Genomic DNA, 12,253 nt, shown 5'->3' with positions numbered 1-12,253 from the left:
CGATGAACCGGATCGACGATCTGCTACCGTGGAACTGGGCGGCTTCACGCGCGGACGTGTAAGAACTGGACGCTTACAACGGACCAGGAAAGCGTCAAATAGTGACATGCTTGTGCGGGGCGTTCGATCTCTTTCGGTTGGTGTTCAAAAGCCGAGGGGAGCTGCCGATGACGAGATTGTCAGTTGAGAAACGTGCGGAGCTGCAAGCGTTCTTGTGGGCTCATCGCGAGGCGTGAAGCGCAGTGACTTGAATCAGCGGGAATATTGCAAAGTAAACGACCTACCGCTGAAGCGATTTGGGAACTGGTGCGCCCAGTTCAGACGCGAGCCGCGGCCGGAGCTGCTGGACCTGCTCTATCGTCGCGGGGGGCTAAGTCATAGCTTTAGTCATAAGCTAAGTCATATGACTAAGGGTATGACCGAGAGAAACATCTCAAGTCCTCAGCGCATACCGTTGAAGATTCTGCAGAGGATGCACCGGGTGATTACGCGGGAATCTAGGAGAGGAAAATCGGGTCCTGTTCGTCCCAATTTACCGGGATCGAAATCTTCGAAAGCTGGTACGCAGAGATATGCGGCGCCTGGCGTCCCTCACTGACCGCCTCAAGAATTCGTGGCGATAGAAAAGCCAGATCGAGATTGTGGGTGATGTACGATGGCGAGACATTTTGTTCGGCTGCGATGTCGCTAATCGCGCGTCCAGCTTTGATGTCGTCGAGCCAATCCATCGCCTGGACAATCCGTCGGATCAGCGTTCGGTCTACCTTTCGAGACACGCTTGCATTTTCCAGAACGAGTTTTCGTTCCACGCCGCGACGACGTTGGATAAATGGAGTTCGGACCGGGTGCACGTTCTCCTGCCCGGCGAGGTGGATTTCCAGCTTCGCCGAGCCAACCACCAGCCGGTTGATCTGTTTCAGCGTTTCGCGCTGGGATGGGGCGCCATGGGCCGATAGCTGTCGAACTCCAGGCCGATGGATAAGCGCATTGAACGCAGCCTGCTCAAGCTCGCGCGCAGGCAAACGGACCTGATTATCTGCGGAGACGTAATAGCGGTATCGTCGCTGCCCTTTCCGAGCATGATGGGCGTAGAAGGATCGTCCATTCTCATCGAACACTCTGCCAGCGAGCAGGGATGGATTGGCGGCATTCTTTCGTGTTTTTCGGGCGACACGGTTGTTTGCGAGCTTCTCCTGAACCCGGACCCAGAGCGCTTCCGAAATGATCGCGTCATGCAGCCCATCATAGACCTGGTCGCGATGCTTGATTTTTCCGCGATAGAGAGGGTTGGAGAGCAGCTGATAAAGATGGCCCCTTGTGAATGGTTTGCCGCCAGTGACCCGGCCCGAGGCAGACACGTGCTGCTTGGTCCTTAGGTCTTCGGTATCAGCGTAGTCCTTCAGTTTCCGGACCGAGCCGACGTCGATGTATGTTTTGAATAGAGTTTGGACCGTCTCAGCTTCACCTTCGTTGATGATTAGGCCGCCATCAGCTTTATCGTAGCCTAGCGGCAGAACACCACCCATCCACATACCCTTCTTCTTGGAGGCGGCGATCTTGTCGCGGATCCGCTCGGCTGTAACCTCACGCTCAAATTGGGCAAAGGAGAGCAGGACATTTAGTGTTAGTCGGCCCATGCTGGAGGCGGTGTTGAACTGCTGGGTCACGGATACGAAGGATGCGCCCGTCATTTCGAATTGTTCAACCAGCCGTGCGAAGTCAGCAAGCGAGCGTGTGAGCCGGTCGATCTTGTAGACCACGACCATGTCAATGCGGCCGGCCTTGAGTTCAGCGAGCAATGCCTGGAGGGCAGGGCGATCCATGGTCCCACCGGATATCCCGCCATCATCGTAGCGCTGCGGCAGGAGCTTCCAGCCCTCATGGCGCTGCGACCGAATGTAGGCCTCGCAGGCCTCTCGCTGCGCATCGAGCGAGTTGAAGGCTTGGTCGAGGCCTTCGTCGGAGGACTTCCGCGTGTAGATGGCGCAGCGGACTTTCTTCATGTCTGCACACCGAAGAAGCGAGGCCCGGACCATTTGGTCCCGGTGATCTCCTTGGCGATGGCGCTGAGCGATCGCCAGGTCTTGCCATTCCAGAGATAGCCGGCCTCAGTGACATCGACGGTGTGCTCAACGCCGTTCCATTCTCGAACCAGACGTTGGCCGTTGCCGGCCGGCAAGGCGCTATCGGGCGCGGCCCTAGCTAGCCGTCGCAGTCTTCGAACCAGCGTCGCCCGCGGCCGACCCGAGGCCTGCCATTGGTGTTCGCAGATCAGGATCTTCGCCATCATGGGCGAGCGAAGCTTGGGCGGCGGCGCTGAACCGATCATCTCGGTCCAGCACTCAATCAGCTCTTCTCGGGAAAGACGCTCGAAGTCGCCGTGCCTCACGTCTTGTCTCCACGCAGCTTGAAGCGGGCAGCGGACTTCTCGGTCTTTGCGACCCTGTCGATAACATAACCGCGCTTGCGCAGCCGGGTCATGGCGGCGCGGACCGTGTGTGGCTGCCAAGTCAGTAGGGCCGAAAGTTGCTTCAGCGTCTGGCCCTTGCCGGTCAGGCCGTCGACTAGGCGGGCTTCCTTGGTGCCGTCTTTAGGAGCGTCGATTGTGTGTTGGTCAGTCATGGCTTGTCTCCTTTCGATTGTAGGGGCGATCATCCGCTCCCACTGAGACAAGCCCGGGCCGATACCGGGCCGCGCTTTAAATTGTCGAAGACAGCAATGCTCCGAATGCGGGCAAAGTCCAGCGGCTGTCGAAAAAGCTGCGTAGACTGGTGACGTGAGGTCGCGGAATGTGTCCGAAATGGACGAGCTAGATCCTGTTCGCAAATTTGTTTAGGCGATGGTAGAGCTGGAACAGGCGCTGATTGATGGTCTGCCAGCTCGGGCACCGAGCGCTAAAGGGCAGGAAATTAAGGTTGGGTGGGCGGCATTGCGAGCGCGGATTGAATCTGCCACCAGAAAAGTTGAACACGCTGAAGTCCGCCTATCCGAAATCAGCTGAATCCCGCTATCGAGCATTCTCGTAAAGGAGCAGTTTGTACGCTTCGGGCCAAACCCTTCCAGACTTATGTTGTAGATTGAATGGCGGCCACGCTTCAATTCAGCCAGTCAGTTTATAACGATTGCCGAGTCAGCCTGCGCAAGAAATGCGGGTAAATTTACTTGGAACAACACTCGCACTCGGTATCCCACCATTCACCAGCTATTTGCGCACACCGACAAAGCACCCATCATATTATGCATGTGATTGTTGCCGTAACCCTCCTAGTCAAAATGGCTCGGAGGGTTCTCCAAAATACGCACCTTGGCCCAGATATCGGGCTCAAAATCCGGATAAGGTACCCCCGTGACGACATCGGGGTGACGCGGATCATCGGGATGTCCGCCATGTTGCGAAACCAGATCATCGACGCCGGCAAGCAGCTTCCGCCAGAAAGGCTCCTCGGGTTCCGCCAAAACCCAGGAAAAGAGGCTTTGCCGCAACTCGCCGACAGACTTTTGGTGAAGCTTATAGCTGCCAGGGCCGAGCGGCTCGTATCTTGTGCACTGTCCTTCCAACATATGCTCCGCTAAAACACGCCATATCATAGCTTCGGACCCACTGCGGCTCTCTTCCAACGCTATCTCGAACAGTTTGGCGGTTTGTGCCCCCCGGCAAAGACTGCCCAAACGATACGCTGCATTTCCCCGCGCATTATCATTTGACGCAGCTTTTGCGACGGCCGCCTTTAGCTTGTCCGGCTCGCGTTCGAGCATATCGGCAATGGCATTGGGCCCATGAAACCCGAAATGAAGCAAGTCTTGATATCGCCCTTCAAGAACATCATCCAAAAGCAGACTGAGCGCTCGGTCCGACCCGACGCGAAAGAGCGCGCGGATGCGATCATAGTCACCATGGCCGAGACGGCATTCAGCATGCAGGGCTTCGATGGCGTCAACCATCGCATCAGCGTCTTCCAGCATGAGCAGCGAGATGAAATCGCCTGCCTGCCATTGGTGAACCTCGCGGGGGTGCTTGGCTTTTCTGGCGATGAGCTCAAGCGGCGTGTCTGATCGCGCCAGGAGGTCGAGCCATGGGCGAAGGATGTAAAAATCGTTCTCGGAACGCCAGGTCTGCGCAAAATACTCAGCCTCTGCCGCTGCAAGACCTGGCAGGATCCAGTCCGCTTTGAGCGGCTGGCCGGTCTCGGCCAGCGCCTCAAGTATCGCCAGGGACTTGACCGGCTCGGGATCGCGTCGAATGAGATCGATCACCTCCGCCAGGCGCGGGCCACAATCCATCCAGGCCGCAGAGGCAGCCAGACTGCGCGCCCGCGCCCAGCCATCCTTAGCATCAAGATCAATCTCAGCAACACGATCGAGGATACGGGCTGCAATGTGATGACACGATGCTGAAGGTCCCCGCTCCAGACAGACCGCCCGGCGCTCCCGTTTCAGCTCATGACTGCGATCGTTTGGAAAGAGCCCCTTGCCCTGAACATCGGCCGCGACAAAAGGAGCGAATTTGCGAAGCGCTATCGCCGCGCCGAGCTCAAATCGTTCATCGCCAATATAGCCCAGCAACAGCGCCTTCGCCTCCGGCCAACCATGGCGCATAAATGGCTCCCGGCGACGATAGTCCCCTGGATAGCCGCCCCGTAGCCTCAGCCGACTCGGGTTGTCAGCATGCTCCTGCTCATACTGCAGGAGTTCAGCTTCATGCACTTCATGCATGCGTTTCAATGCTGAAACACGGCCGGGAACAGCCAGTGCCCGTAAGGCCAATTGCAGATCGTCGCTGCTTTTGTCCGGCACCGCCAATAGCAATCGACACCACCGATCGATTGCACTGTGCAAGCCCAGCGATGCGAGGCCCGTCGGGCTCAGACCTCTCTCATCATGATGGTCCGCGCCCTTCCAGCCAGTCACGAGCTTCATCAGCAAGACCACTTCGGACCGGTTTTTCGCGGGCGAGTTAATAAGAATCTGAATAAGGCGCGTGTTATCGGAATTCTTGAGCACATCCATCAGGCGCGCAAGCCGGCTGCGCTCGTCGCGCATGGCATAACGATCTGCACCCTCAAGTGTGCGGCAAATCTGCAAGGCCTCGGTGAGGACACAGCGTAACTGTCCCGGTTTGAGATGCGTCGCCATCCCAAGCCCGTCGTGACGCTCCCGCCTATCGTCGAGCAAGAACGACAGAATGTCGTCAGCCTGGGCTGGATTCACTTTGGTGACATACTCATGCAGCCTGTAGAGCACCTTGCCAGTTTTCATGTGCTCCAGGAGCACGTCTGAAAGCGCGCTAGGGGCATCTTCGGAAAACCTGTGCAAATGCCAGTGGCGATTATCCTTGCTCTGATCATCTAGAGCGAGCCCGGCCTCAATCAGGTCCGCGGGAAAAAGCTCGCCATCAAGCTCACAAAGGATCATTCGGGCGTGTACGCCGCCGGTTGTGTTCGGCCCCTTCTTAATAATCCGCTTGAGCGTTGCCCGATAGCGCTCAGGGTCGTGTTCCGCCGCAATCTCCCTGTATCTCTCGTCAAGCGCCCATTTGTCAGCCGAGGCTTCAGTCATGGCCGCGAACAGCGCGGTCGATTTGTCTTTCCGGCCGAGGTAGTGGATTTCATCGAGGACGAAGCCAAGATGATCAGTCTCGGTGTCCCCGGCGCTAAGCTCAATCGCCATATCCAGTCCGCGATCACCGCCGGAATAGGCCAGATCATGGACCAGTATCCGGCGCTGGGATCTGGAAAGCCCTTCGGCCTTGGCGCTCCAGTCTGGTCCAAGCACATCCGGGTGAAATCCACCCCGTCGGGTTAACTGGCGCTCGCGGCGCCTCTCCTTTTCCGAAGCGAGGTCTTCGAATATCGTCTCTGCGAACTCGGAGCGCCCGGTGCCCACCATGAAGGATAAAACCTCCACACCTGGATCTTTCCTGCGCCAAGCACGAACAAAGCGCTGCACATCGTCGCGTATCCCGTCCCAAGCGGCGTCACTCAGCCGAGACATCATCTTCGCCGCAAATTCGGGATCCATTCCCCAAAGTTCCATCAGAAACCGGCGCAGGCCCGGATCAATTGGGCCAGATTGGCCGAGCGCCTCCACCGCGATTTCAACCGCCCCTTCCCAGCTTCTCGCATTGCCGAATTCAGCTGCGGCGGGCGACGGCAAAGCCGTGTCGTTGGCACAAGCGACAATAGCATCCCGTACGTGAAACGAAGCGAACCAATCCTGGAGCAGTTGGTGATCGAAGACAAACCGCCTCGCTCTGCCCTCACCTGCAACCTGGATGAGAGATTGCTGTGAAAGGCGCTGAAGAGCGCGCTCGCACTCGGCGGCGTTGTGGACATGGCCAGCGGCCTTCAGGCGTGCAGCAATGACGGCGCTCGCCGCTTTGATGTGCAGTTCAACTGTACCGGACCCGGCCATGCGAACCGCCAATTCCATGAGCAGACCACGCACGAACTCTGCCGACCCGCCCGGCGGCGGATCAAGATAGGCCGGACGGCCAAATTCGCCCTCGACGAAACGAGAGACAAGCTGGACACTGTTTTCCGGCAGGTCGCCATCGCTTGCCTGCCATTCCAGACGAGCGAACAGATTCAGGAAAAACGGTATGCCGAGGAGCTCGCGCAGCGGGCGGTGATCGCGCGTACGAGTATGCGCTTGAAGGCCTGCAACACCACCAACGCTTTCAATAAAGCGCGCCTGGTCATCGAAGGTGATCCGGTCGAGAGCAAAGCTCGCGCTGATCGTCGTTGGCAAGGTTGACCAGTATGGCCGCGTTGCAAAAAGAAGCGGTGCATCCGGATATTCGCCGTGGAAGGCTTCGATCGCAGACCGGGCTTGGCGCCGCTCGTCAACCGACAACTCATTCCAACCATCCAGCAGAAACGTCAATCTCCCGGCCCGAGCCTGTGCGGCCAGATCCGCCTGCGAGATGTTTTCGGCGATCAGCGCATCGCGCTGCAAGAGGGCCGAAATTACCGAACCGTGCGTCGCCGCCTCCGCCATCGGTACATAGACCGCAGCCGCTTCATCGAACCTGCTGAACACGGCCTCGCCAATTGTGAGCAGCGCAATGGTCTTTCCAGCGCCGCCCTGATCGATCAGGGCGCCGCGCCAACCTGGTGTCAAACGCTCCGCCAGCGCGGTCAGCGGGCCAGGCGCACTGTCCTCGTCATTCAGTTCGCTCACGCGTCGCGGCAAAACAAGACGTGTCGTGTGAACCCTGCTCAGCCGTCTTGTGATATCGGACCGCGCGGCAAATCTCACCCGCGCGGCAATCGCTGCGGCAGACATGTCCGGCGCCAGTCGCTCAAGCAAATGGCCAAGCCGCTGTTCATTTACATATTCGCTAAGTTTCTGACGATACGCGGCCAAAGGCGGCTTCGCCCAAAGCTCACTGTCAATCAGATCCGCGAGCTTTCGCAGGGCATCTCGGGCTTGACCGTTTCCGGCCCTTAAGACTTGCGCGAGTTCTGCCGATAGTCCGCCCCGCATGAGATCAGACGCCGGTGCGCGTTTAAGCCGCTCTAGGATCAGCGTGAAAACGAGCGCGTGCTGGCCGCGCAACATGTCCGTCAGGTCGGCCTGCTCGCGTTCGCCGAACACCTCATCTAGACGTGCAGCACTTCGCTCCAGGGCCGCTGAAATGGCAAAACGCACATTGATGTCTTCAGCAAGGCCCTCGAGTGGTGCGCTCAGTGCGTCGGCCGCTTTGCCAATGGCCCAGCCGCCCCCGCCAGAGATCAGGAGTTCAGCCAGTGCCAAGCCCGCTCCCTTCATCGGATGGGTCCTTACCGGCCTTGCCATTGGCCACTTCAACTGCATCAAGAAGGCGAAACAGATGATTGAGCACCAGGAACTCGCTCACAGCTTCAACCGGCGACCGATTGAGCTCGCTATGGGCATGGGGATTTCTGTGTAGCTGAAGCACGCCACGGAACAGGAACTCAAGCCCGGCTTGCTCACCGGGATCCTCCCGGCCGCTCAACTTCAACAAGGCGTGTTTTGGAGAAAAAGCGGCATCGACAAGCCGAGTACCCGAAAGTCTTGTGCATGTCAGTTTCCGCAGTCGGTCTTCAAGCCTGATGTATCCCAAATGCAAGGCGTGTCCCGGCCGCGTGTCGAACTCCAGAACAAGGTCAATCAGCCCAGGCGCCAATGCGGCTAATGGCAGGCGGGCAGGATAGTGTGACCACAAACGACCCGCGCGGGCGTCGTCCCAATCGCCCCTGAACATATAATCCTGATATTGACCAATACGCACGGCCCGCCGCGCGGCTAGGTCTTGCAGATCCGATTCGGTGAGGACAGAGTCATCCAGCCGCTGAAACTCCGCCGGTGTCAGATCCACCTCGTCAATCTGCACCTCATGTGCGCTTAGCATGGCAATCGCTTTGGACAGCCCAGAAGGCCCCTCCCCGCTATAGCCGGACGCAAATCCCGGTCTAATGACAAGACCATCTCCGACGGCGTTAATCAGCAACAGTCCGTGCTGCTCTCGAAAGGACAAGATCCGCGCGCGTTCTATCCTGGTTTCTCGCTGGAGCGCTTCAAGAACCGCTTCCTCGCAAGGCCGCGTGACCCCGCTCAATCCATGATAGGCAAGGCCAGCTGCCTGTTGTGTTGCCGCCTTGGCCATGCATTGAGTCCCCTTTTATCGATCGGAAGTACAAGACGAATTGCCAGAGTGGCCACCGTCAGTGTTTTTGCTTCGTTCTCGCGGCTTCGGCAAGGATTGGGCGCATAAACATCGACCTTGCATCACCAATACACGGCGATGATTTCGACTTCGAGGAGCCGCGGACCGTGAAATCGTTGCGGACTCCGCTGTTGGAAAGAAGGACAGAACGGCTTGCTCGCGCGCGATCGTGCGCGATCGTGCGCAGCCGCAAATCCTCTTCGGCGGGTAGCTCAAGCGAAATCAGTTCGGACAACCGAGCAAAGTCGGTGAGTGAGCGTGAGCTGGTCGATCTTGCATACTACGACCATGTCAATGCTGCCGGCCTTGAGTTCAGCGAGCAGGGCCCTTAGGCTAGGGCGATCCATGGTCCCACCGGATATCCCGCCATCATCATAGTGCTGCGGCAGGAGCTTCCGTCCTCCGTGGCGCTGCGAGCGTATATAGGCCTCGCAGGCCTCACGCTGCGCGTCCAGCGAGTTGAAAGCCTGGTCAAGGTCTTCGTCAGAGGTTTTTCGGGTGTAAATGACGCAGCGGACTTTTTTCGTGTCTGCACACCGAAGAAGCGAGGCCCCGACCATTTGGTCCCTGTGATCTCCTTGGCGATGGCGCTGAGCGATCGCCAAGTCTTGCCATTCCAGAGATAGCCTGCCTCCGTAATACCGACGGTGTGCTGTACCCCGTTCCATTCTCGCACGCTACGTTGGCCGTTGCTGCCAGGCGCGGCGGTATCGGGTGAGGCTGATGCAAGCCGTCTGAGCTTTCTTGCATTTGCCGCGCGTGGTTTGCCAGAGGTGTGCCACTGGTCTTCGCAGGTCAGGATCTTCGCCATCATGGGCGAACGGAGCTTGCGAGGGGGCGCTGAACGGATCGTCTCGATCCAGCACTCGATTAGCGCCTCTCGCAAATGACGCTTGAAGTCGATCCGGCTCACGCCTTGTCTCCGCGCAACTTGAACCGTGCGGCGGATTTCTCGGTCTTAGCGATCCGGTAGATGACGTAGCCGCGTTTGCGGAGTCGGGTCATCGCGGCGCGGACCGTGTGTGGTTGCCAAGTGAGCAGCGAGATAGCTGCTTCAACGTCTGGCCTTTGCCGGTCAGCGCCTCGACTAGGCGAGCTTCCTTCGTGCCGTCTTTCGGAGCGTCAATTGTGTGTTGGTCAGTCATGGCTTGTCTACTGTAGATTTGCAGGCGCCATTATCCGCTCCCACAGAGACAAGCCCGGGATGATACCGGGCAGCGCGACCTTGTTACCAGAGACAGCGACGCTCGGATCGGGCGGCAAGTCCAGTGGGGCGAAGAAGCTGCGTGGACTGCGAGCGTGAAGTGGTGCGAGGTCCGCGCATGGACGAATTAGATCCCATCCGTGAACTAGTCGTGGAAGCAATAGCGGAGTTGGAACGGGCGCTGGATGATGGTTTGCCAGCGCAGGCGCCAATGTCAGGAAGACAGGAAATTACAACTGGACTGGCCGCCCTAAATGGTCGCATTGAAAAAGCGGTCCTAAGGCTCGAAGCGGCTGAGCGCCTGCTCTCTGATGAGCACTAAATTTCGATCGCAGTCGAGATGGAGAGCACCAACTTTGGGCCTTTGCTGGGGGGGCGCCCGTCGAAAGGTGCTATCTAACTTGCGTAGTCGCGTTTGACTTGAAATTGTTCACGCAAGTGTTGCGCCGAGCCATTGGAAGAGACCATTACACCCATTTCTTGGTGCGGGCGTGCATTCGAAGCATCGGCGGATTGGTCTGCTCCCTGAAAAGTGGTCCATTATTTGAGTTAGTTCCGGCTTCAGATATGGAGCTTAGAGATGGGCAAGAGATCAACGCCTGAAGAGATTATTGCGAAGCTGCGGGAGGTGGAGGTGCGCCTCGCGCGCGGTGAGACGACGGGTCAGGCGGTGCGTTCGATCGGTGTGACGGAGCAGACCTACTACCGGTGGCGCAAGGAGTATGGCGGGCTACAGGTCGGCCAGGCCAAACGGATGAAGGAGATGGAGAAGGAGAATGCGCGGCTTCGCCGGGCGATCTCTGATCTGACCCTCGACAACCAGATCCTGCAGGAAGTCGTGCGGGGAAAGTTCTAAGCCCTTCACGCAAGCGCAAAGCGGTCGATCATGTGGTAGAGACACTCGGCGCAACAGAGCGCCGGGCTTGCCGCGTGATGGGCCAGCATCGTTCCACCCAGCGCAAGCCGCGCGTGCCGCGCCAGGACGAGGATGTGCTGACAGCGGCCATCATCGCCCTGGCAGAACGGTTTGGCCGGTATGGCTATCGCCGGATCACAGCTTTGCTGAGACGGGATGGCTGGCATGTGAACGAGAAGCGCGTCTATCGCATCTGGCGGCGTGAAGGGCTGAAAGTGCCAATGAAACAACCGAAACGCGGCCGTCTCTGGCTGAATGACGGCTCGTGCGTGAGGCTTCGCCCTGCGCACAAGGGGCATGTCTGGTCCTATGACTTCGTTCAGGACCGCACGCATGACGACAAGGTGTTCCGCATGCTGTGCGTCATTGATGAGTTCACTCGCGAATGCCTCGCCATCCGCGTCGAGCGCAAGCTGAACTCCCGCGATGTCCTCGACACGCTGGGCGAACTGTTCGTGCATCATGGCCCGCCGGAGCATATCCGTTCCGACAATGGCCCCGAGTTCATCGCCACTGCCCTGCGCGAGTGGCTTGGCCGGATCGGCGTGAGGACGCTCTATATCGAGCCGGGTTCTCCATGGGAGAATGGATACTGCGAGAGCTTCAACTCCAAGCTCAGAGACGAGTTGCTGGCGAGGGAAATCTTCTATGATCTCAGGGAGGCGAAAGTCCTGATCGAGACCTGGCGCCGGCATTACAACACCGCGCGTCCGCACTCTTCTCTGGGCTACCGGCCGCCCGCGCCACAAGCCATCTTGCCCGCGGCGTTCATATCGCCTTACTGTGTGGAAGTAGCGGCATGAACGCCGCTACGTGGAAACCGCCGGGCTAACAAAGCCGGTGGACCAACTCGGTGGGGCAGAGCAAACCGGAAATGGGTCGCGGACTTCACCTATATCTGGACCGCTGAAGGCTGGCTTTACCTGGCCGTGGTCCTCGACCTGTTCTCCCGGCGCATCGTCGGCTGGTCGATGAAGGAAGCGATGACCACGCAGATGGTCACCGACGCCCTGATGATGGCCATCTGGAGAAGAGGGCGTCCCCGGACGCTGATGCATCACTCCGATCAGGGCAGCCAGTATACCAGTGAGGCCTTCCAACGCCTGATGAGGGACAATGGCATCACATGCTCAATGAGCCGGTCCGGCAACTGCTGGGATAATGCGGCGATGGAGAGCTTCTTCTCATCGCTCAAGACCGAGCGGATCAGGGGCCAAGTTTACCGAACCCGTGATCAGGCGCGTTCCGATGTGTTCGATTATATCGAGCGGTTCTACAATCCCACCCGCCGGCACTCGACGCTGGGATATCTCAGCCCTATGCAGTATGAGGAGCAAGCGATGGAAGCTTAAGTTGCCGTCCATCAAACCGGCAGCAGGCCAGTTATCAAAGGTTTCCAGGGAGATTTTCGAAGGGAAGTCAGATGCGAAGTATTGCTTGTATT

At 58.4% G+C, this 12,253-nt stretch carries 8 protein-coding genes and 3 pseudogenes; 3 read left to right on the top strand and 8 right to left on the bottom strand.

Going from position 1 to position 12,253, the window contains the following annotated elements:
- Positions 1-497: 497 nt before the first annotated feature.
- From O4G74_RS09280 to O4G74_RS09245, 8 genes and pseudogenes are all read right to left on the bottom strand, one after another.
- The gene (locus O4G74_RS09280) at positions 498-2,003 is read right to left on the bottom strand and encodes a recombinase family protein (protein ID WP_018147861.1); all 1,506 of its coding nucleotides are present in this window, start codon (positions 2,001-2,003) and stop codon (positions 498-500) included.
- Positions 2,000-2,389 carry a DUF2924 domain-containing protein gene (locus tag O4G74_RS09275; RefSeq protein ID WP_018147860.1) on the bottom strand — a complete coding sequence of 130 codons (390 nt, stop codon included), beginning with the start codon at positions 2,387-2,389 and terminating at the stop codon, positions 2,000-2,002. The genes O4G74_RS09280 and O4G74_RS09275 overlap by 4 nt, the downstream gene beginning before the upstream one ends.
- A complete protein-coding gene (locus tag O4G74_RS09270) occupies positions 2,386-2,622 on the bottom strand; it encodes a DUF3489 domain-containing protein (RefSeq protein ID WP_018147859.1) in 237 nt (78 codons plus the stop codon). The genes O4G74_RS09275 and O4G74_RS09270 overlap by 4 nt, the downstream gene beginning before the upstream one ends.
- A 642-nt stretch (positions 2,623-3,264) precedes the next feature.
- Positions 3,265-7,650: an NACHT domain-containing protein gene (locus tag O4G74_RS09265; protein WP_269402327.1), complete on the bottom strand. Its 4,386-nt coding sequence runs from the start codon at positions 7,648-7,650 to the stop codon at positions 3,265-3,267.
- 91 nt (positions 7,651-7,741) lie between these two features.
- Positions 7,742-8,629 carry a TIGR02391 family protein gene (locus O4G74_RS09260; RefSeq protein ID WP_018147857.1) on the bottom strand — a complete coding sequence of 296 codons (888 nt, stop codon included), beginning with the start codon at positions 8,627-8,629 and terminating at the stop codon, positions 7,742-7,744.
- Positions 8,630-8,915: 286 nt separating this feature from the next.
- Positions 8,916-9,249 (bottom strand): annotated as a pseudogene (locus O4G74_RS09255) (recombinase family protein); the annotation flags it as partial.
- 32 nt (positions 9,250-9,281) lie between these two features.
- Positions 9,282-9,602, bottom strand: a pseudogene (locus O4G74_RS09250) (DUF2924 domain-containing protein); the annotation flags it as partial.
- A gap of 88 nt (positions 9,603-9,690) precedes the next feature.
- Positions 9,691-9,834: a hypothetical protein gene (locus O4G74_RS09245; RefSeq protein WP_269402326.1), complete on the bottom strand. Its 144-nt coding sequence runs from the start codon at positions 9,832-9,834 to the stop codon at positions 9,691-9,693.
- 177 nt (positions 9,835-10,011) lie between these two features.
- Between O4G74_RS09245 and O4G74_RS09240 the strand changes: the two genes are divergently transcribed.
- The 3 genes and pseudogenes from O4G74_RS09240 to O4G74_RS09230 form a co-directional block, all read left to right on the top strand.
- Positions 10,012-10,215, top strand: coding sequence for a hypothetical protein (locus tag O4G74_RS09240; RefSeq protein WP_018147856.1), 204 nt, complete (start codon positions 10,012-10,014; stop codon positions 10,213-10,215).
- Between the two features lie 258 nt (positions 10,216-10,473).
- Positions 10,474-11,612, top strand: a protein-coding gene (locus O4G74_RS09235; RefSeq protein ID WP_407637647.1) for an IS3 family transposase whose coding sequence is annotated in 2 segments (ribosomal slippage) — positions 10,474-10,732 and positions 10,732-11,612 — 1,140 coding nt in all. Because the reading frame shifts where the segments join, the coding sequence is not laid out codon by codon here.
- 63 nt (positions 11,613-11,675) lie between these two features.
- Positions 11,676-12,161 (top strand): annotated as a pseudogene (locus tag O4G74_RS09230) (IS3 family transposase); the annotation flags it as partial.
- Positions 12,162-12,253 lie beyond the last annotated feature (92 nt).

Origin of the sequence: Henriciella marina (assembly GCF_027213945.1) — a bacterium.
GTDB classification, from domain to species: domain Bacteria; phylum Pseudomonadota; class Alphaproteobacteria; order Caulobacterales; family Hyphomonadaceae; genus Henriciella; species Henriciella marina_A.
This window is presented reverse-complemented; position numbering and strand designations above follow the sequence as displayed.